Annotated in this window: 21 protein-coding genes and 3 pseudogenes; 19 read left to right on the plus strand and 5 right to left on the minus strand. The window is 34.2% G+C overall.

What is annotated here, in order from left to right:
• The first annotated feature begins 164 nt into the window (after positions 1-164).
• The 6 genes from V7024_RS17810 (at position 165) to V7024_RS17835 (ending at position 6,329) form a co-directional block, all read left to right on the plus strand.
• Positions 165-1,883: a PAS domain-containing sensor histidine kinase gene (locus V7024_RS17810; protein WP_335522308.1), complete on the plus strand. Its 1,719-nt coding sequence runs from the start codon at positions 165-167 to the stop codon at positions 1,881-1,883.
• Positions 1,884-2,315: 432 nt separating this feature from the next.
• Complete coding sequence (locus tag V7024_RS17815) at positions 2,316-2,846, plus strand: hypothetical protein (RefSeq protein ID WP_335522310.1); 531 nt, start codon at positions 2,316-2,318, stop codon at positions 2,844-2,846.
• Between the two features lie 11 nt (positions 2,847-2,857).
• The gene (locus V7024_RS17820) at positions 2,858-3,532 is read left to right on the plus strand and encodes a response regulator transcription factor (RefSeq protein ID WP_335522312.1); all 675 of its coding nucleotides are present in this window, start codon (positions 2,858-2,860) and stop codon (positions 3,530-3,532) included.
• On the plus strand, positions 3,529-4,950 hold the full coding sequence (locus tag V7024_RS17825) for a HAMP domain-containing sensor histidine kinase (protein WP_335522313.1): 1,422 nt from the start codon (positions 3,529-3,531) through the stop codon (positions 4,948-4,950). The genes V7024_RS17820 and V7024_RS17825 overlap by 4 nt, the downstream gene beginning before the upstream one ends.
• A gap of 171 nt (positions 4,951-5,121) precedes the next feature.
• A complete protein-coding gene (locus tag V7024_RS17830; RefSeq protein WP_335522315.1) occupies positions 5,122-5,721 on the plus strand; it encodes an undecaprenyl-diphosphatase in 600 nt (199 codons plus the stop codon).
• A 101-nt stretch (positions 5,722-5,822) separates the two neighbouring features.
• The gene (locus tag V7024_RS17835; protein ID WP_335522317.1) at positions 5,823-6,329 is read left to right on the plus strand and encodes a DUF3189 family protein; all 507 of its coding nucleotides are present in this window, start codon (positions 5,823-5,825) and stop codon (positions 6,327-6,329) included.
• A gap of 45 nt (positions 6,330-6,374) precedes the next feature.
• Here V7024_RS17835 and V7024_RS17840 read toward each other — a convergent pair whose 3' ends face one another.
• Complete coding sequence (locus V7024_RS17840) at positions 6,375-7,079, minus strand: hypothetical protein (RefSeq protein ID WP_306197412.1); 705 nt, start codon at positions 7,077-7,079, stop codon at positions 6,375-6,377.
• Positions 7,080-7,673: 594 nt separating this feature from the next.
• Between V7024_RS17840 and V7024_RS17845 the strand changes: the two genes are divergently transcribed.
• The 6 genes from V7024_RS17845 to V7024_RS17870 all read left to right on the plus strand — a co-directional run bounded on the left by V7024_RS17845 (position 7,674) and on the right by V7024_RS17870 (position 15,575).
• Positions 7,674-8,897: an MFS transporter gene (locus tag V7024_RS17845; RefSeq protein WP_335522321.1), complete on the plus strand. Its 1,224-nt coding sequence runs from the start codon at positions 7,674-7,676 to the stop codon at positions 8,895-8,897.
• 93 nt (positions 8,898-8,990) lie between these two features.
• Complete coding sequence (locus V7024_RS17850; protein WP_335522323.1) at positions 8,991-9,422, plus strand: GNAT family N-acetyltransferase; 432 nt, start codon at positions 8,991-8,993, stop codon at positions 9,420-9,422.
• Between the two features lie 217 nt (positions 9,423-9,639).
• A complete protein-coding gene (locus tag V7024_RS17855) occupies positions 9,640-9,933 on the plus strand; it encodes a heterocycloanthracin/sonorensin family bacteriocin (RefSeq protein WP_335522325.1) in 294 nt (97 codons plus the stop codon).
• Between the two features lie 185 nt (positions 9,934-10,118).
• Complete coding sequence (locus tag V7024_RS17860) at positions 10,119-12,044, plus strand: putative thiazole-containing bacteriocin maturation protein (protein WP_335522327.1); 1,926 nt, start codon at positions 10,119-10,121, stop codon at positions 12,042-12,044.
• The gene (locus V7024_RS17865) at positions 12,041-13,984 is read left to right on the plus strand and encodes a TOMM precursor leader peptide-binding protein (RefSeq protein ID WP_335522330.1); all 1,944 of its coding nucleotides are present in this window, start codon (positions 12,041-12,043) and stop codon (positions 13,982-13,984) included. Before V7024_RS17860 ends, V7024_RS17865 begins: the two co-directional genes overlap by 4 nt.
• Positions 13,985-14,006: 22 nt before the next feature.
• Positions 14,007-15,575, plus strand: a complete 1,569-nt coding sequence (locus V7024_RS17870) for a SagB family peptide dehydrogenase (protein ID WP_335522331.1) — start codon at positions 14,007-14,009, stop codon at positions 15,573-15,575.
• Positions 15,576-15,774: 199 nt separating this feature from the next.
• Here V7024_RS17870 and V7024_RS17875 read toward each other — a convergent pair whose 3' ends face one another.
• On the minus strand, positions 15,775-16,044 hold the full coding sequence (locus V7024_RS17875; RefSeq protein ID WP_335522334.1) for a YesK family protein: 270 nt from the start codon (positions 16,042-16,044) through the stop codon (positions 15,775-15,777).
• A gap of 277 nt (positions 16,045-16,321) precedes the next feature.
• Between V7024_RS17875 and V7024_RS17880 the strand changes: the two are divergent.
• The 3 genes and pseudogenes from V7024_RS17880 to V7024_RS17890 all read left to right on the plus strand — a co-directional run.
• Positions 16,322-16,488 (plus strand): annotated as a pseudogene (locus V7024_RS17880) (heme A synthase); the annotation flags it as partial.
• An 8-nt stretch (positions 16,489-16,496) separates the two neighbouring features.
• A pseudogene (locus tag V7024_RS17885) lies at positions 16,497-16,682 on the plus strand (ATP-binding cassette domain-containing protein); the annotation flags it as partial.
• 542 nt (positions 16,683-17,224) lie between these two features.
• A complete protein-coding gene (locus tag V7024_RS17890; RefSeq protein ID WP_306197393.1) occupies positions 17,225-17,368 on the plus strand; it encodes a hypothetical protein in 144 nt (47 codons plus the stop codon).
• Between the two features lie 57 nt (positions 17,369-17,425).
• On the opposite strand, the gene V7024_RS17895 is transcribed toward V7024_RS17890, so the two are convergent.
• From V7024_RS17895 to V7024_RS17905, 3 genes are all read right to left on the minus strand, one after another.
• Complete coding sequence (locus V7024_RS17895; RefSeq protein ID WP_335522337.1) at positions 17,426-17,641, minus strand: hypothetical protein; 216 nt, start codon at positions 17,639-17,641, stop codon at positions 17,426-17,428.
• Positions 17,642-18,029: 388 nt separating this feature from the next.
• On the minus strand, positions 18,030-18,362 hold the full coding sequence (locus V7024_RS17900; RefSeq protein ID WP_335522339.1) for a hypothetical protein: 333 nt from the start codon (positions 18,360-18,362) through the stop codon (positions 18,030-18,032).
• Positions 18,359-18,511 (minus strand): hypothetical protein, encoded by a 153-nt coding sequence (locus V7024_RS17905; protein WP_242223438.1) that lies wholly within the window; start codon positions 18,509-18,511, stop codon positions 18,359-18,361. Before V7024_RS17905 ends, V7024_RS17900 begins: the two co-directional genes overlap by 4 nt.
• 155 nt (positions 18,512-18,666) lie before the next feature.
• On the opposite strand from V7024_RS17905, the gene V7024_RS17910 reads away from it, so the two are divergent.
• The 4 genes and pseudogenes from V7024_RS17910 to V7024_RS17925 all read left to right on the plus strand — a co-directional run.
• Positions 18,667-18,792, plus strand: a complete 126-nt coding sequence (locus V7024_RS17910) for a hypothetical protein (RefSeq protein WP_335522341.1) — start codon at positions 18,667-18,669, stop codon at positions 18,790-18,792.
• A 240-nt stretch (positions 18,793-19,032) separates the two neighbouring features.
• Positions 19,033-19,869, plus strand: a complete 837-nt coding sequence (speD, locus tag V7024_RS17915) for an adenosylmethionine decarboxylase (protein ID WP_335522343.1) — start codon at positions 19,033-19,035, stop codon at positions 19,867-19,869.
• Between the two features lie 172 nt (positions 19,870-20,041).
• The gene (locus V7024_RS17920; protein WP_335522345.1) at positions 20,042-21,046 is read left to right on the plus strand and encodes a serine hydrolase domain-containing protein; all 1,005 of its coding nucleotides are present in this window, start codon (positions 20,042-20,044) and stop codon (positions 21,044-21,046) included.
• A gap of 176 nt (positions 21,047-21,222) precedes the next feature.
• Positions 21,223-21,546 (plus strand): annotated as a pseudogene (locus V7024_RS17925) (MFS transporter); the annotation flags it as partial.
• Positions 21,547-21,849: the final 303 nt, after the last annotated feature.

Raw genomic sequence — 21,849 nt, forward strand, 5'->3', positions numbered from 1 at the left:
TATATTTCGTGTTGAAAAATAAAAAAATTCATTAATAACTCTATTTTTCTATGTACCTTGATGAATTTAATTCGTATAATGGAAAAGTTGAATAAATTTAAAAATTAAACATAATTGAAAAATTAATAGCTACATTAGAATTACAAAAATAGGGGTTGGAGGATATGTACCGGCTTACAGAGCTAATTGATATTAAAGAAATACAGAAAATGGCAGAACAATTTTATTTTTTAACACATACTTCACATCAACTTCGTGATTGCAATGGAGAGATCATATTTAATTACGGCATACAATCCACTGACATACATACAAACATTCATGTCCCAATTATGATTAACGAACATAAGATTGGTGATTTCATCATCTTTTCTCCTCACAATCATATTGATTCTTGCACCATATATTTTAAATCTCTTGCAGCACTTATGACCAATTTAGGAATGAATAAATTACACGAACTACAGGAGAATCAATCGATACCTGCGGAAAATCTATATACTATTTTACAAAACATGCCTGTGATGGTTGATGCATTTACTGAAGAAGGTACTCTTGCGATATGGAATCGAGAATGCGAACTAGTAACAGGGTTTAGTGCAGCTGAAATTGTTAAAAATCCTCGCGCATTAGAGCTTCTTTATCCTGATGAAGTGTATCGGAATCAAATGCTACATGAATTTTCTATACGCGGTAAAAACTTTCGTGATTGGGAAATGACGCTTACTTGTAAAAATGGTGATAAGAAAACAATTATGTGGTCAAACCTATCAAAGGAATTTCCTGCTCCTGGATATAGCTACTGGGCAATTGGCGTGGATATTACACATCGAAAAAAGATTGAAGAGGAGCTCATTCAAAAATCCTCAGAGTTAGAATTAATTTTTAAAGCACTTCCAGATTTATGCTTTTTAACAAATTTTGATGGAACAATTGTTGATTATAAGGCTGGGTGTCCAGCAAAATTTTATGTGCCTATTGATGAATTTATGGGGAAAAAGTTTCAAGATGTTTTACCTTCTGATGTTGCCGATCAGTTACAAGAAGCAATTATAAAAGTACAACAAAATCATTCTATAGAAATTGTAGACTACTCTTTACCGATGCACGATAGTATGTATTATTTTGAAGCACGATGTTTACCGCTTTTAACAGATAAAATTATGATTATTGTTCGTGATATTACCGAACGAAGGAAAACAGCCGAACTATTAAATAAATCAGACACATTAGACGCGGTCAGTCAACTTGCCGCAGGTGTTGCACATGAAGTACGAAATCCTTTAACTGTCATTAAAGGGTTTATACAATTATTACAAATTCAAATGAAAAATGATACAGATTATTTTCCCTTGATGATTTCTGAAATTGAGCGTATTGAATCTATTATTCATGAGTTTTTATCGATTGCGAAACCTGAAATAACCTCTTTTGAAAACAAGAATCTTTATTTTATATTAGAAAATGTTGTGTCATTAATTAACACAAAAGCAATTATGACAAATATTCATATCACATTCCAACCAGATCCTAACTTCTTATATATTGATTGTTGCGAAAAACAGTTAAAGCAAGTATTTATAAACGTTTTACAAAATTCTATTGAAGCAATGCCAAGTGGAGGAAACATCATAATTACTGCTAAGAAAACAAGTGACAATGAGGTCATGATTTGTATTTCAGATGAGGGGATTGGTATTCCAGAAGAAAGAATTATAAAACTTGGAGAACCTTTTTATAGCACGAAAGAAAAAGGAACGGGTATTGGTTTAATGATTAGCTATAAAATTATTGAACGTCATCAAGGAAGAATCCATATAACGAGTAAGCTTGGAATAGGGACTTCAGTGAAAATCCACTTACCAATTTCACAAACTTCTTAATTGAAAAACAAACATTTATGAGAGGTCATACAGAGCATCTCCCTACCTCATGTAACGATAAAACATAGAGAAAAAATGAGTGCAGGTTACCTTTACATAGCTGAAACTCAAATGTTGAAAAATCAAAATGGATTTATACAAAAAATATGTTCGTTATGTTTATAAGCACATAGGAGTAAGAGAACTAGTCTTTGATTAGAAACATTCTTTTACTCTTTTTTCATTATATTTTATCTAGCAAATTAATTAAAAACTCTTCAATTTTTTATCCATGTCAAGATACTTAGTGATTTCCATCCTCCTTGCTTCTTTAAGAAGCGACTGTGCATTTTCTCATCTAATTTTAATCTTCCTTTCATTGTCTTTTCCATTTTTATGGTTAGAATATTAACAAATAATTACTTTACATAATTACAGAGAGAGGGGATCAAAATGTCAAGAGGCCTACTCAATCAATTTTTTCATGTGACCATAAAAATTATAGGGGCCTGTATTATTGCGTTTAGTGTTACAATGTTAGTGTTTGATTTTATGGTAGGAAATCAAATGGCATTAAAAGGATTGAATAAAAATCTTGGGTCCCTTGCAGAATACGGGGCAATTGCGGCTGGTTCCTTATGGTTAGTTCGTAATATTTGGTTATTTTTGCACAAAAAGAAAATGACTGTTGCCAAATATACAAAAGAACTTTATATGTTATTAAAGCAGTATCATACGTTTATCGGGTATGCAATTTTTGCTGTCGCTACTAGTCATGGGATCTATTTTTTATTAGTAGGTAGCCGTCATATGATTCGGATTTATAGTGGGATTTTCACTTTAATTGGATTAGTCCTTGTCGCTATAGCAGGTATACTATTACACAAACTGAAAGATAAGAAAAAATATATAGCGTATCGTAAAGCACATCAAATTGTGGCTATTATATTTGGAATTGGATTACTCGTTCACCTTGCTGTATAGGAGTGATAATATTGCAACGTATTTTAATTATTGAAGATGAAGAAAGTTTAGCGGAATTTTTAGAGTTAGAACTAAAATATGAAGGATATGCAGTAGATGTTGTATATGATGGAAGAAAAGGATTAAAAACAGCTCTTGAGCATAATTATGATATCATTCTTCTTGATTTAATGCTTCCTGGCCTTAACGGAATTGAAGTATGCCGCCGATTACGTGCAACAAAAGAAACACCTATTATTATGTTAACAGCTCGTGATAGTATCATGGATCGTGTAACCGGATTAGATAGCGGTGCAGATGATTATTTACCGAAGCCTTTTGCCATTGAAGAACTGTTAGCAAGAATGCGTGTAATTTTGAGACGAAATCAAAAAGAAGAGCATAAAAATAAACTTCTTTTAAGATTTAAAGATTTAGAACTCGATGTAGAGTCTCGAACTTTACAAAAAACAGAAGAGATAATTGAGTTAACAAATAAAGAATTCGAGTTGCTTATGATGTTTATGAAAAATATTAATCGCGTATTAACAAGAGACATGCTCTTAGATCAAGTCTGGGGATACAATGCAGTGGTAGAGACGAATATAGTAGACGTTTATGTACGTTATTTACGTAATAAATTGAATAGCCAAGACAAAGAAACGTATATACAAACTGTCAGAGGCGTAGGATATGTGATGCGATGATGAAGCAAATAAGAAATCGCATCCGAAATCTTCCTGTAAAATGGAAATTAACACTATGGTCCAGCACATTAATATTTGTTTTATTCTTTTTATATAATATTTTACAATATGTGATCATTGACCAATGGACGCTTGATTATGAAAAAAAACAAATTAACAGGCAAGTAACAGAAATAGAAGCTTATTTTAAGAATGAGAATACAAATTTTTCTGCAGATATGATTGAAAACAGTAAGGATTTTCTTGCAACTATAAATGATAAACATCAAATGATTCGAATTTTGGATGCAAAAGGAAAGGAACTTGTCTCTGTTTCACGTGACTTTAAACCGAATTTAGTTAAGTCAAAGCACGTCGATCGACCTGAAACTTCTATGAAAAGGCATCTTGAAGATAGAATATTTGTACAGCGCATGCCGATTACAACACGTACATTTACTGGCACAATTGAAGTTGCACAAAACTTTGAAGCTTTTGATCATTTAATGAAGCTTATTTTTCTTGTTATGATCGCTGCCGGTATAGGGGGATTGCTTCTTAGCTTTTTAGGCGGTACCATTCTTGCGAAGCAACTTCTATTAAGTGTGCAAGCTATTACAGATACGATGAACAAAATTAAGACAAATGGATTAAAAGAAAGGGTACCAATTCACGAAAACAATGATGAATTTGCCAAACTCGGATTGCTTTTTAATGAGCTAATGGACAATTTAGAAACATCCTTTATGCAACAAAAGCAATTCGTTGAAGATGCATCCCATGAATTACGCACACCACTTGCGATTATACAAGGACATCTCTCTATGTTAAACCGCTGGGGAAAAGATGACCCTGCTATATTACAAAAGTCGTTAGATTCCAGCTTAAAAGAAGTAGATCGTCTCAATAAGCTTGTGTCAGAGTTATTAGAATTATCCCGGGCAGAATCGGAACAAATGTATCCTCTTGCAGCCGAACCTGTACATGTAAATTCAGTAATAGAACAAGTTACGCAAAATTTCGAATTGCTGCATGCGAACTTTCACTTTGAGAGACAATTACACGCGAATCATGCATGTATTTCTATTCCCGCTTCTTATCTTGAACAAATTTTAGTTATTATACTAGATAATGCGATCAAATATACAAAAGAACATGAAAAATACATTTGCTTGCAAAGCGAGGTAGAAGGAGAGAAAATTAAGATTACCATTACAGATCGCGGAGTCGGAATACCAGAGTCTGATTTGCCGTATGTACTAAATCGTTTTTACCGAGTCGACAAAGCAAGAAGCCGAAAACAAGGCGGAAATGGATTAGGACTTTCCATCGCAAAGCGTCTTGTAGAAAAATACAATGGACGTATTATGATAGACAGCAAAGAACAAGAGGGAACGACAGTTACCTTATTGTTTTATTGTGTAAAAAGCGAGAAGTAGATTGCATACTTCTCGCTTTTATTTGTGGACTTATTATAAATTTTATCAGTACCGAAGAAAAATGAGAAAAAGATGAGAAAAAATTTAAGAACATTTCATGTTGCCAGTGTATACTGAGTAAATCAACGAAATAGGTAATTACGTACTGAATGTAAACAAGGAGAGGCTTATATGAATTACACAATATTCCACTGGATTAATAATTGGGCAGGATCCTCCGCTTTGTTAGACAAAGGGATGATATTTATTACAAGCAGCGCCCCATATGTTGCAATTATCTTGATACTTTCTTTATGGTTTAGCAATGGACAAAAAGAAACAGCTATTCGTAAACAATATACAGTTTTGTACACAGCCCTTTCTGTCTGTACAGCACTACTTGTAAATGTTTTGATTCATGCACTTTATTATCATCCACGACCATTTGTCACATATCATGTGCACAAATTAGTACCACACGCTGCTGATTCCTCGTTTGTAAGTGATCATGCTGTACTTGTATTTTCTATAGCATTTACAATGATTTTACGAGGAGAAGCTTGGGAAAATATCGCATTGTTTTGGGCTATACTAGTTGGTATTTCACGTATATATGTTGGCGTCCACTATCCAGCAGATATTATAGGCGGAGCTGTTTTATCTTTCATTACAAGTGCTTTAGTCGTTAAATATACAAACAAAGTAGAACCTTTGGCAAGTCTCATGTATCAAGTTTATGCTAAAATAACAAAACGAATTCCAATACTATCTAAGTACAATCATACAGCTTAAATTGTCTGCTGTTTATAAATACGCTATATACTACTTTTAGATTAGAACACAAAATATTGGTAACAATAATCATCATGAATATCAATTTAAAGGATGATATGATGATTTATATTTATACTGATTATGGCGGAACACATACAACTTCATTAGCGGCAGCGTATCATTTAAAAAAACTACCAACGGATCGGAAACTTACGAAAGACGAGATATTAAACGTTGATTATTTTAATAAACTAAAAACTTCCGATATGGGGAAAATTATTTTTCACGGACGAGATGAAAACGGCGATCCTGTTTATACAGTCGGTCATGGTGCATCTAAAGTTGTAGTTCCAGCTTTAAAAAATTTAAGTATACTATTACAAGATAAATATCAAAACCACGAAAAAATTGTGTTCTCTAACACATCACCAACTGTACCGTTTGCGATGACGATCGGTGGTTTATTTTCGAGAAGATTAAAAATTGATTTTATTGGTGTGCCATTATTAGTTTTCGGTGCAAAACAAGCCTGTGATAATATTATCAGGCTTGTAGAATATACAAAACAAGCTGGAAGATTAACAAATAAAGATGTTGTTGTATTAGAAAATGAAAACTTTAAATAGTTTAAGCGAAAAGGATGGCTAATTATATATTAACCATCCTTTTTGTTATAATATCTCAACTTTTTTTCGAATGACAATCTTATCAATATCATCTTCTTCATCACCAATATATAAACCACGTTCTCTCAAATACATTTCAAAATACAAATCTGCTTCAGAACGTTCATCGTATGGCTTTACAGATAAAACAAACCCTAATTTTTGTTGATCTTCCAAATTGACAGTAGAAATGTATGCTGGAATTTTATTACGTAAAAATAACTCTTTAACTGGAATAATCATGTCTTTCATTAACTTTGATAAAAGAGTCATTTCAAAATCAAAATTAAAACGATCAATGCTTGATAAATCTGCAAAAACAACACCAATAAAACCAGTGTTAAAAATTTCTTGATAATTTTCTTCTTCAATATTTCCGTTATAAAAGTTCTTTTCAATTAAATAATTTTTAAAATATGCAACACCTTCAGCTTCTTTAAAAGGTTTCGTCGAAAGAACAAACCCAATTTTCTTTTGTTTATGTAGATACACACACGATAAGTAAGCAGAAACATGATGTTCAGCGAAAAGAGAACTTGTTGCTTGTGCAAGACCATCTAATACATGATGCGCAATATGCAGTCGTTTACGAGAAAAGTAATATGATTTTTTTTGAAGTTCTAATGTATCGATAAACACAGAGCCAATAAAGCCTGTATTTGATATAGTCGGAGTATGCTTTTTTCTTCCTCTGCGTTTATTTTGAGCCAATGAAATCCATCCTTCCTAGTATCTATCCCAAAGGGGGATGAGACACAAAAGCGAACATTTGTTCTTGTATTCATATTGTACTATTTATTCGTTAAAAAGTAAATGTTTTATCCTCAAAAATAAACAAAAAAGATGCCTTAAAAAGGCATCTTAATAAAGAATAGGGAAGAGAACTTCCCCATAATATTATGTATATTTATATTAAGAAATAGATGTAATTTCTTCAGCATCTTCGACATCTAAATGGCAATCCATTGTACGTACTTCTTGATCTTCATGGCTTCCAAAATAAATAGTAATGTTCATATGTATCGCTCCTTTATTTTAGGAATACCTAAAATAATCATTTATTGTTTTTTATTATATACTACTTTACACGTTCCTACAATCTTATCATGATTTCCAAAAACGTTTCTTTAATATTAAGAAAATTGTTATAATAAACCTATCTATATTGAAGGAGGAAATAACATGCAAAAAACACTAAAAACATTTTCAAGCGTAGGAAGAGGAGTGAATATCGACTAACGTAATATAACACTCCTGCTTCCTAAATCCATTATGAAAAATGAATAACGGAAAGTAGGAGAACAATTGAAGAAACAAACAATCGCAACGCATAATATTTCGATTTTATTTTGGGTACAATTTTTTGGAACGATTATCTTTTTACAGCCCGTAATGACGCTTTTTTATATGGAAAAAGGCTTAACGGCAGCAAATATATTTATTGTCATGATGTGTTGGAGCGTGGCAGTACTTATTGGGGAAATCCCAGCAGGTGTTTATGCTGATCAATTCGGTGCAAAATTATCATTTTTGACAGGATCTATCATAAAAACTGTCAGCATTTCTATCTTATTATTTGCAGATAATCTATGGTTATTTTGTGTATACAGTTTATTGAACGGTTTGTCAGTTACATTTTTCTCCGGTGCAGATGAAGCGCTAATTTATGAATCGTTAAAAGAAAACAATGAGCAACATTTAATGGATCAAGCAATGGGGAAAATCCAATCAGCAGGCTTTATTTCCATGTTAATCGCTGTCATTTTCGGTTCGTATTTCGCTAAAGACTTACGAGAAGAACAATTTACACTTTTAATTGTTCTTGGAATAGTTTTCCATTTGGTAGAACTTGCTTTACTATTTTTCATCAAGAGCCCAAAGAAACTATCATCTTACCGAGAAGAATCTTTTTCACAAATAATTGAAGGAATACGGGTTATTCGTAAAGCGCCAAAACTACTTATTATGTTTTTAAACGTCTCGCTTGTGTTTATTCCAGCAAGTGCAGTATATGACGCTTTTAACCAACCGTTGTTTACGAACGCAGGCCTTCCTGTATTTGCGATTGGCATTATGTATGCTTTAGCTGCTATCCTTGGATACTTTTCTTCGATATCAATCGGATGGCTTACTAGTAGATTCTCACGTACAATGTTAATGAATGTAACAGGTGGGTTAGCTGTTAGTGGTTTACTATTATCAACATTTTTTGGAGATACATTGTGGGTTGTATTAGGAGCTTTCTTTATTTTACGGTTCGTACGTGCAATTCGATATCCGATATACTCGCAGCTTAGTAATGATATGATCCCGTCTCATGTACGTGCAACAACGATTTCGTTATTGTCTGTTTTAGATTCGATATTAGATCTTATTATTTTCGGAACACTATCATTCGTCGCTGTTAAATCAATGCCATTTGTTTTTGCAGCTTGTGCATGTATTGCCTGTATCGGAACGTTTTTACCGATCAAAAAAGTTGAAGTAAGCGTTACAGTGCAGCGTAGAATGAACCAGAATATAGAATAAAAATTACCCCCAAAGTATTCTATAAGCTTTGGGGGACCTTATGTTTATAACGGTAGGTAATAGAATACTTTGAAATAAACGGAGGTCACTAACATGTTACATATAGAGAAAGCAAAACTTGATGATTTACAATGGGTTAATTTTCAATACGAAAAGGTTGATTTTGTACCATCACATTTAGAAAATGAAAAGATTGCAATTGCATATTTTAATAGTCAAAGAGCCGGCTTAGGAAGATTAGTAAAAATTGATGAAAGTAGCTTTGAAATGGGTGGAATATATACGTTAGAAGACTATAGAGGAAAGAAAATAGCTGATAGCATCGTTGCATTTCTAATTAATGAAGCTCGGAAACTTCAAATTCAAAATGTATATTGCATTCCATTTGAACATTTAAAACCTTTTTATAGTAAACATGGATTTCAAGAAGTAGTAGATTTAACTGCGGTTCCTATACAGATTAAAGATAAATATAATTGGTGCTTAGGGCAATATGATATAAAAACATTGTTAATGAAATTATAAATTTGAAAACACACATAGAGTGTGTTTTTTCTTTTTATAAAAGCTAGAAGAGCATACGTGAAATTACATAATTCTAAATTAGGCATTTGAACAAGTCACAATACCTAATTTTAGGTCATACTTTGTTGGGGAGTGCAATTCGAAATGGTCTATCGTCCCTTTTGTTACAAGTCGTTTTTTGTTATGACTTGCAAAGTATATACATGGAGGTTATGAAATGAATAATTTTCAACAAGAACTTCAAACGTTAAATTTAAATGATTATCAGACTGGAAATGTTGTGTACTGGGATAGTCAAACTCCTTCTCCATACTATATTGAAGAAGACTATACTCGTCGTTGCGGCGGTTGTGGCCGCTGCGGTGGTTGTGGTGGTCGTTGTGGAGGGTTCGGACGTTGCGGCGGATTCCGTTGCTTTGGATGCTTTGGATGCGTTGGCTGTGGCGGTTGTGGTGGTTGCGGAGGATGTGGTGGCGGCGGATTCTGGTGGGACGGAATATGGATTATTTAATCCCAATTTTTTAATTGAAACTTTACTTAAAGAAAAGCGTTTCTACATGATTTTTATTGTAGAGACACTTTTCTTTAAGTATAATCAACCACTCTTCTTTTTTTCCGTTTGACATAAGAAAAAATAGGATACATAAAATTGTTATGATGACAGTTTAATGCAATGAACAGTGAAGGAGGAGTACAATGACAAAATTAAACTCTTCTACGCGTTTGAAAATGAAACGAGATACTTTTTTTTTCTTTAATCCAAAAGGAGAAGTGTATTTTAGAAATAATGCCAGTTCATTCCGTATGGAAGGAAAATCAATCAATCAATGGATTGAAAAACTGGTGCCGATGTTTAATGGGGAAAATACATTAGGGAATTTGACAGATGGCTTACCTGAGCTATATCGAAAGCGAGTATTTGAAATAGCAGCAATACTGTACCAAAATGAATTTGCAACAGACATAAGTCAAGATCATCCACACCAATTGTCAGAACATATTCTTAAAAAATACGCATCTCAAATTGAATTTTTAGATAACCTCGGCGTTTCAGGTGCATATCGTTTTCAATCTTATCGCCAAACGAAAGTATTAGTTGTTGGTTCTGGTTCTTTTTTTGTTTCCCTAGTTTCTGCGTTACTTGAATCGGGATTACCACAATTCCAGATGCTAATTATTGATTCCGTTCAAACTAATAAAAGAAGATTAAAAGAATTAATAGCACATGCACAAAAAACAGATCCTGAAGTGGCGATTGAAGAAATTTTTTTGCAAAAAGAAAAAAGAAATGGTTTGAAAGATGCAGTGCAGCCATTTCAGGCGATTTTGTATATATCACAAGGAGAAGACATAGAGGAATTAAAAATTCTTCATGCTATTTGTAAAGAAGAAAAAAAGATTTTCATCCCTGCCATATCTAAGCAAGGAGTCGGATTAGCTGGGCCACTCGTACACCCAGAAAATGATGCTTGCTGGGAATCAGCTTGGCGACGTTTACACAAGTCTGCATTTTCTAAAACTTCAGGGGAACACACTTTTTCTTCTACAACGGAAGCAATGTTAGCAAATGTAATTGTATTTGAACTGTTCAAAAAGGTTACAGATATAACGAAACATACGCAAACAAATCAATTTTTTCTGTTAAATTCCGAAACGTTAGAAGGAAACTGGCATTCCTTTTTACCTCATCCCTTAGTAACTGAGAAGATGGAAATCAGATGGGTTCAAGATTTCCATACGAGAAACAAACAGAGATCAAGTGAAAATGAATGGAATGAATCTACTCTGAATTTGAATTCCCTTGTATCAAAAGAAGCAGGGATTTTTCATATTTGGGAAGCAGGTGACTTAAAACAGCTGCCATTGGCTCAATGTCGCATTCAAACAGTTGATCCGCTGTCAGAAGGCCCTGCTGAATTATTGCCAGATATGATTTGTACAGGTTTGACCCATATGGAAGCAAGGTATGAAGCTGGATTAGCCGGAGTTGAGACCTATATATCGCGAATTGCTAGTTCAATGCTTTCTAAACATGAGCAATTTATAGGATTTGGAGCCGGGGATACGATTGCAGAATGTGTGTCTAGGGGATTACAAAAATGTTTGGATGAAGAATTTCGTAAGAGACAAATAAAACAAAAAATTTCTGTTTCCACGCTAAAATTAGATGAAGTAGAGGATGAACGCTGCAGCTTTTATTTGCAAGCACTTACTACAATGCAAGGAACACCTACAATCGCTTTAGGAGAGGCTATTTTTAACTTCCCTGTTATTTGGATTAATACGAATAATCGCTGGTACGGAAGTGTAGGGTTGAATAAAACAATAGCGTTACGCAAAGCATTACAACAGGCACTTACAGAAGCACAAAATTGTGATGATTGCCCCGCATCACAAGCACTAGAGACTTCATCAATTTTATTACAAAATAAACTGCCATTACATTTCGCTATTTCTTCTTGTGAAAACATGACACAAGAAGAAATATTACAATCTGCTGAACAGACATTAAAACAAGATGGAATGCGGCTTTACGTATTTGAAATATCGCTAGAAGAAGTCTGGAAGGAGGAGCTGGCAGGACTATTTGGAGTATTACTGGGAGAGGAGGAATCCCAGTGAACGCTTCCATTTTAATAATTGGAGAGGGACTATTGGCAAATCGTGTATATGAAGAATTATCTGCGCAATATGAAATCAATCAACACACGGATTTTGATTTGAAAATACCAGTAACAACCGATTTAGTTCTCGTTTTACATGATACTTGGAATCCTTCTTTTCATAAACAGGCAGAAAGTGTGCTTCAATTAACGAATATCCCATGGCTGCGAGCCTTCGTTTCATTTGGAGAAGGAATAATCGGTCCGCTAGTTCGTCCCGGCACACCAGGATGTTCCCAATGCGCAGATATTCGCCGTACTTTTGCAGGAAATGATTCAAAAGAGATGTGGGAATTATTGCAGATCCTAACAACAAAAAAGGAAATACCCCGAGACATATGGGCATCAAGTAACGGGTTATTACAGATGACACATCTTCTACTAGAAGAAGTGCAGTCCATTTTACAAGATAATCATACACGATTAGAAGAGCATATGTTTTTCGTTAATTTACAAACATTGAAAAGCTCCTATCATTTTTTTCTACCTCATCCTTTATGCTCAAATTGTAGCCAAATGCCTAATGATTCATCACATTCAGCCAAAATTTCATTGCAATCAAGCCCAAAGGTTAACCTAGATAATTATCGTTGTCGTTCAATATCTGAACTAAGTAAAGTACTAGTTAAAGATTATCTAGACTATGAGACTGGGTTTTTAAATGATAAAATGTATGATCTTACGCCTCCATTTGCTGATGTAAGTGTGAACCTTCCGTTTCTCTTCGGAAATGAACCGACGGCTGGACGGACTCATTCATATGCAACGAGTGAATTAACTGCTATTTTAGAAGGATTAGAGCGATATTGCGGTCTAGAGCCCAGGGGGAAACATACAGTCATTCAAGACACATTTCGTAATTTAGCTCATCAAGCACTTAATCCTCTTGAAGTGGGTGTACATGCAAACGAACAATATTTACAACCTAATTTCCCATTTAAACCGTTTCATCCAGATCGTCCAATGAATTGGGTATGGGGTTATTCATTTTTACAAGAACGTCCAATTTTAGTTCCAGAACTACTCGCATATTATAGCTTAGGTAGTAATGAGGGTTTTGTTTATGAGACTTCCAATGGTTGCGCATTGGGCGGCAGTTTAGAGGAAGCGATTTTTTATGGCATTTTAGAAGTGATTGAACGTGACTCATTTTTGTTAACTTGGTATGCAAAGCTTTCCCTCCCGCGTCTTGATCTTTCTTCTGGCGCTGATCAAGAGTTGCAGTTGATGGTCGAACGTGTGCGTGCAGTAGGGGGATATGATATACACTTGTATAATTCGACAATGGAACACGGAATTCCAAGCATTTGGGCATTGGCAAAAAACAGGAAAGAGAAGGGGATGAATATTCTCTGTGCAGCTGGAGCACATTTAGATCCGGTACGAGGGGTGAAAAGTGCAATATTTGAATTAGCTGGCATGATGTTAACACTTGATAAGAAACTTGAGGCGAATCACAAGAAATATGTACAGATGTTCCACAATCCTTCTCTCGTGAAGCAAATGCATGACCATCCTATGGTATGTGCTTTGCCAGAAGCAGAAGAACGATTTCAGTTTTTGCTAGATAATAATCGACCGTTACAAACATTTACCGAGGCATTCAAGCAGAAAACGAGACATGAGGATTTGACAGATGATTTAAGAAAAATGCTTCAGATGTTGCACCAGTTAAACCTCGATGTGATTGTGGTAGATCAGACTACACCAGAAATAATGCGAAATGGATTACATTGTGTGAAAGTACTCATTCCAGGAATGTTGCCAATGACATTTGGGCATCATCTTACGCGCTTAACAGGTTTAGAGAGAGTGTTACACGTGCCAATGAAACTTGGGTATACGAAGCATTCGCTAGCGTTTGAACAACTCAATCCACATCCGCATCCGTTTGCGTAAGTAATGATTAGGAGGGAGAAGGGTGAGTTTAGAGACATTTTTGAACAATTTACATGTTAATGACGAAGCAACCTCCTCGACTTGGGAGGTTGACTGGGAAGACGGGCCACTTCCCTACAAGCTTTATCGGGACTTACCGGGAATTCCGTTATCTTCTGAAGTTACATTAACACTTGAAAATTTCGAAGTATCAACAGAACCGAATCTTCGCGAAATCGGTCATTTTCTTTGGTACGTATTTGGGCTTACTCAATTCAGTCAGTCAACCTTACCATCACCAGAAATAAATGTTATGCAGTCGTATCGGAGATTTGTTCCCTCGGGCGGAGGCTTATATCCAAATGAATTGTATATATATTTAAAGATGGAAAATGTGCCTGTTGGGATTTACCACTACGATGTAGCACATCACCGCTTAGTATTATTAAGAGAAGGGAATTTTGATTCATATGTAGCCCGAACTCTTGGGAATAGCTGTGACACATCCGCTTGTTTCGGTGTTATTTTTGTATCGACAATGTTTTGGAAAAATTTCTTTAAATACCATAACTTTTCTTATCGTCTGCAAGGATTAGATGCAGGTGTGTTAATCGGACAATTGCTAGAAGTAGCAAAACGATTTCAGTTCACACCAAGTGTGCATTTTCAATTTCTAGACCGGGCCATCAATCATTTACTCGGGTTATCGGAACAAGAGGAGAGTGTATATGCAGTTATCCCTCTATCGGTCAATTCTGTAGCACCACAGTTCAATAAAGAAAATGATGCTATGAATAAAGAAGTCTCTGCTACTCAATTATGTGATGAATTACCAATTATTCATCACAATCACTATGTCAAATCTCGAAAGATTGCACAGTATCCCATGCTGATTCAAATGAATGAAGCATCTATGCTTGCATCTACACGATCGTTTCAAAAAATCAAGAGTGAAACGAATAGAATGCGTGATGGGCAAGCGTTAGTTCTTCCCCGTATAAAGCGAATGTCGTACGACTTAACAGCTGCTTGCCAAAATCGATTTTCACCGGAAATGGATTTTACATTTCGGAAAATGAGTCAAGATCAATTGACTACGTTACTGCATGAAGCAACTGCTTCTTTTGCCTATCAAAACGATTTAGATACAAAGCATGAAGAACTCGTATCCCGTGTTTCCTTATACGTATGTTTATTTGGTGTTGAAGGGATCCCAAACGGCGCTTATCATTATGACAGCGATGCTCATGCATTACGACAAGTACATCTTGGAGATCATCGCTTCTTACTGCAAAGCGGTATGACATTCCACAATGTGAACCTCTTCCAAGTACCGCTTTGTCTACATGTAGTAGGGGATAAAAATCATCTTAAAACAGAACTTGGATATAGAGGATACCGCATTCAACAGATGGAAGCGGGCATCCTTGTACAAAAATTATTGTTAGCGGCTTCTGCTATAGAACTCGGAGGGCACCCGCTTCTTGGATTCGATGTCAATTTGTGTGATGAAATTTACAAGCTAGGTTCAGAAGAAAAAACGAGTCTTATCCAAATTCCAATCGGCTTTTATCGGCAACGTCCTTGGTTGAAAGGAAGTTTGCATAGTTAAAAAACGTTACTTATATGGAATATGAAAAAGCTTGGATTCGAATGAATTCAAGCTTTTTCATGTAGTAAACACTCTTAACAAAACGCAAATCGGTGAAGGTTATAGACTTAAAGATGACGCTCCTAAGTTAGTAGTTGATTTCTTCATAAAAAAAGAAGCAAATTAAACTAATTAAAAAAATATATAAAGGTACATTTTATTAACCTGCTACTCCTTTTCTTTTATTCGCTATTGTTATCGAAATTAAAGCAAATATCATTAGCGTTATGGAGATAACCCCATAAGCAGCACCTTCAAACCCTCTCACTTCAAAAAAGCCTCTATAAAACAGGTACAATGCAGCTAATGTTCCTACAATACCCGGAGCGTTTTTTAGAGTTCTAGAATCTGTTCTTTTTCTTAGAAAAACAGTTAACAATATTACAATTGAACCTACTAATACTCCCAATCCAACCGGAGCAAAAATCATAATTTTCTCCGCCACCTTAATTAACCTTATTTTAATACATATTCGGAAATAAAAGGGATTACAACTATAGAGGAGATGGGCAAAAACAACTGATTAGGAACTACTATAAAGAATAAAAAGGACGAATCGCAATGTATAAAAAAGGAGCTAACTTTAAATTATGAACAATTTGTTTCAAAACTATTATATTACTTGTACAGCTTTTTATGAAACTATAGTATAGGTATAAGACTTTTTTAAATTAATTATTAATATTCAAGGGAGCGGATGAAAGCGGTTGCGACGTTTCTTTAAATTGTTAGCAGTCATTATAAATCTTGACCTATTAAGGGTTCTATTAGGAGGAGCATTAGTTACGAAAACAAGGGGATCGGTAAATCCTGGCCACTTTGTAATGGGAATTTTATACCGTCTCAGTTATCACAGGAAACACTTATTAAGTTATAGGCAAACATTACCCAAATCAATTATCTGGCGGAGAAAGACAAAGGGTGGCAATTGCACGCGCCTTTATGAATAACCCAGACTTAATATTAGCAGATGAACCAACAGCAAGTCTTGATTCAAAACGTGGGCGTGAAGTTGTTGAAATGATGAAGCGAGAAGTAAAGGAAAACCAAAAAGCAGCAATTATGATTACNNTGAGAGATGGGAAAATAACCTGAAGTTCTTAATTTGAAGAAAAAACTTAATTAATTGATTAATAATTTATAAAGAAAAAAGCTAAATTAAAAAATTTAGCTTTTTTTTGAGGGTTAGGAGTCTGTGTATATGCCCATCAAGCTAATATTTTGAAGTGTCCCCAAAACGAAAATTATATTATTTTACAGTTATTTATGAAAATTCAACTCCTTTTCTTCGTTTTGGGGAACTACCAATTTCTTGAATTGATGGATGTGTGGTGGGAACCCTTATAAGGTAAAACAAAACAAATATTAAAGTCGTTAAAGATTTACTCAAAATCTTCTTTGTTTTTTGCAATCTTGATGTAGTAGTTTTACTTGTTCATTAGTATGGGATAAAACAATTAGACAATAAAAATCAATACCTAATTTCATTTACCGTATTTCTCCAGTTAAATAAATAAACATGTGAATCAACCCCTCATTATTCAAATTGAGTAGAAAAGCGTAGTATAGGACATAATTACATTTGAAAAGACGTTTAGGAGATGATTCAGATGGACAAGCCACTTAATGATAATAAAAAACAAAACATCAAAAAATTAAATACAGAAGAAAATGCTATTTATAGCGATCCGAAAGATGCGAGTAATATGCAACCAATACCACAGCCAAAAGATTATGATGAAATTGAGTATTAAAAAACAGGAACAGAAACGATATTGTTTCTGTTCCTGTTTTAGCTAACGAACTCTCGTTTATTCCTCATTAGAAGGCGGAATAGAAAGAAAGACTAACGAATCAATAAGCTCAACTGAAATGCTAAAATCATCATGAAGCGTAATTACAACGCAAGCAACTAACGGTAACGTAATGATAATTACATCACCATCAATTGCAACCCCTGATGAACATGTGTCGTAGTCACTTATAGATAGCTCTATATCTGTATCTGGAGCAATTAAAATTTCCAAACATATATTCATGCATTGTTCGAATACGTAAGCGATTGTAGACCTCTCCTCTCTAAATAATCCATAATTCCTATGTAGATGGATGCTTGAACTGGATCTCTGAAAGTAGCTCTCATACCATACTATTTGAAGTTAGCTCCTCTTGATTGGACAGGTTTTCTATTTTTAAAAAATATATGTATGTAACAAAAGGGAGATTTGGAGAATCATATAAAAGAGAACTTTGTAGCAGCAATTGTGGACGATTACAATAACAAAAGCGAAAATTCCACTTTTGTGTATAGTTACTTTCATGAATATAAAAAGCCCGATATAACTTTAATGAAGTTACAATCGGACTTTTTATGCCAAAATTATCTTAATGTAATGGATCGTTAGCAAACGTTACTTAAACATTTTCATACCTCATCCAGCCACTTTCAGATCGCTCCGCTTTATATTTACCGTAAGACAAAAGCTTCATCGCCGAACGAATAGCCGCGTGAAAAGCTAATCTCAACTTCCATTCCTCTTCCATTTCATTTGGATAGACCGTTGATTCGTAAACATAATAAGCTGCCATAATACAAGGAGCTACTTGTTCGGGTTCAAACTCATAAGCAATTACATCATCTACAACAAAATCAACGAGAGATCGGTTTTCACCTAGAATATCTTTTTGAAGCAACTTTTTCACCGATTCTGGTACTAATTCTAATATTTTATCCTTTAGGACAGTCATTTTTTTGCTCTTTCAGCACGAAGAATTGCATCATTTGTCGGTGTATTAGGTACATAATTCCCATGACTATCAATGCTATGAGCTTCCTTATCATATTGTCCGTTGGCATTCCGCTTCTTTGTTGTGAACGGGTTTTGATTGTTTCCCATACTTGTCACCTCCAATGAATAGTATGTGCTAATCAGAAAGTATTTTGTCCAAAAGAGATTTTGCAAAAAGTGGAATAGGGATAACAATTTACCCTGTATGAAATGATTTCTTTCGTAAAAAATAGGTACAAACCTTAACAAAAGGAGGATCATTTATGACGAACAGAAATGATAATCGAGAACGAAAGAACAAATATCCGAACAATGTAAAGAAAGATACTGAGTTCTCTAAAGATGTAAATATTAGAAGTGAAGTAACGAAAAAGGATTTAAATAAATAACGTTTGAAACCATTAAATATTGAAAAAGCTTGGATTTGATTAAATCCAAGCTTTTTCAAATGATAAAAATCCAACCATACGTCTCATTAAAAATAATGAATTTCATTTACCGTATTTTGGGAATAAAAATTAAAACAACCATAAGTAACCTACATATGCATGAAAAAATTATAGGATGGAACTATATCTCATAAAAGGGTATAAATCATTATTGAATATAAAAAATAGGGGGAATTCACCATGAAGTTAACGCCAGAGCAACGAATTCAATTGCATGGATTTAATAACCTTACAAAATCATTAAGTTTTAATATGTATGATATTTGCTATACAAAAACAAGAGAAGAACGAGAAGCCTATATTGAATACATAGATGAACAATATAATGCAGACAGATTAACAAAGATTTTAAAAAATGTATCTGATATTATAGGTGCACACGTATTAAATGTCGCTAAACAAGACTACGTTCCACAAGGAGCGAGCGTAACAATCTTAGTTTCAGAAGGTCCAATTGTAGAAGTACCAACTGAATCATTTAGCGAATCACCCGGCCCTCTTCCAGGATCAGTCGTTATACAGTTAGATAAAAGTCATATAACAGTTCATACATATCCTGAATATCATCCAGATGAAGGAATCAGCACTTTTAGAGCCGATATTGATGTGTCGACTTGCGGAGAAATCTCACCTCTTAAAGCGCTAAATTATTTAATTCACTCATTTGATACGGATATTATGACCATCGATTACCGAGTTCGAGGATTTACAAGAGATATAACGGGTAACAAATTATTTATTGATCACGAAATAAGCTCCATCCAAAATTACATTCCAGAGAATATAAAAAATTCATATGACATGATTGATGTGAATGTATATCAAGAACATATTTTTCATACAAAATGCAAACTAAAAAAATTCGACTTAAATGACTATTTGTTTGGATATACACAGGAAACATTATCTGTAGACGAACAACAAGAAATTACAAAGAAATTAAAATTGGAAATGGATGAAATATTTTATGGAAAGAATATGAATCATGGCTCAATTGAAGAGGATTCAACTGAATGAAACATCCAAAGTATCACTAAAAAGCAGGAAAACTTTCTCCTGCTTTTTTACTTTTTCGATGTGAAAATTATTCAGTTTTTATGATCAGAAATCACAGTACTGAAGAAAGGTGTTTTTCATTTTTTGTCGAATTTGAATTTTGGTATAGATTCAATAAAGAAAGGAATAAAAAATGAAAAAATACGAGAAATTAATATTATGGATAGAAAATATTAAAGAACGAAACCATAGCTCCGCGGCGGCACTTTTTATTATGAAAGATAATCAAGTTGTATTGGAGCATTATAGCGGAACGCATTCTAATACAAAAAATAGTTCTCCTATTACAGCAACTTCGCAGTTTAACGTTGCTTCTGCAAGAAAAAGTTACTTAGGACTTGCGATTGCCTATGCGCTTTATGAAGGGAAAATTAGAAGTCTAGATGATTATGCTGTAGATTACTTTGAAGAGTATGACAAAACTTTACTTAGTAATACAACCTTAAGACACTTAGTAACTCATTCACATGGTCTCAATGTGAGTGACAGCGGGAGCATGTACCGAGAATTTGAACCTGGAGAAGAATGGGCTTACAGAGGTATTAATGTCGAAATGATGACACAGCTAATTTATAAACTATATAATAAAAGTTTTCCGGAATTACTGAGAGAACGAGTTTTTATACCTGCAGGTTTTACAGAAACAGCTTGGCAAAATGCAGATCATGACAATTTAGTAAAAGTAGTCATAAATCCAGGTGAACCAGCTGAAAGCAAGATAGGCGCATCAGATGATGGGACAGAATCGAATCTTTTTGTCTCTGCTAGAAAGTTTGCTTATTGGGGAAACCTTCATCTAAATAAAGGATATATGAATGGGAAACAAATCGTTCCGAAAGAAGTTATTGAAAATGCAACACAAGTTCATTCTCCTCATTATAAAAATACAAATTTACCACAAAACGGATTATTTTGGTTTGTTCAAAATACACCAGCATTGCAAAGTGAAATAGGTGAAAGAGTCCCAAAAGGAGCTTATCAAATACTAGGTGTAACAGGGCCAACAATTTTAGTTATTCCTGAATATAATGTCGTTGTCGCAAAGATGTACAACAAAAGGTATAACTATGGAGGAGATAATTATCTTCAATATTTAAGAGGCTTTAGCAATTTAGTGACTGATACGTTTGCTCAATAACCACACTGGTTGATAAGACTTGTACATAAGCATTAGAAGATGCCTAACAATAAAATAGAATATATGTAATCAACAAAAAGACACTTCATCGGTAAGTGTCTTTTTGTTGATTATAAACGATCAAGTCAAAGGTATTACTCCGTATTAATTTTCATCCCCTTATTCGTATCTCACAGAGCATTGTGGACTTGAATTATGGTATCTATTTTGCCTGTGTAGCAAGCGTTGCTTTTTGTTTTGGCGGAAATATTACGATTTTCCCAGCCATTGTTGGTGATTTCTTCGGTCTAAAAAACCATAGTAAAAACTATGGTATCGTGTATCAAGGCTTTGGTTTCGGAGCACTCGCAGGTTCCTTTATTGGTGCAATTCTAGGTGGATTTAAGCCAACTTTTATGGTAATCGGTGCATTATGTGTTGTGTCATTTATCATCGCTATTTTGATCCGACCACCTAATGAGCAAAAGGAAAAACAAAAAAATTATCGCGGAGCAGCGTGAAGATGTAAGAGACATACTCTAGGTTTAAAGAAAAAGAAAAGAATCCTCTACAATATAGAGTCGATTCTTTTCTTTTTTCATTTTTATGAGGGACTCAGATTTGTTATAAAAGATGGGATAAATGAGCAATCCAGCAAAACACACAATAGCATGTTACGGCATTCAGAAAAGTTGCAGATAGATCAAATATAATTTTGAAGATACAGTTACATGCAAATAATTGATATAATTCTTATATAATTGGATGCAATTATATAAAGTGGATGGCTTATCAAGAGAAATATAAGGTAGTATAAAAGCAAA

This window comes from Bacillus sp. JJ864, from assembly GCF_036963045.1.
GTDB classification, from domain to species: domain Bacteria; phylum Bacillota; class Bacilli; order Bacillales; family Bacillaceae_G; genus Bacillus_A; species Bacillus_A pseudomycoides_C.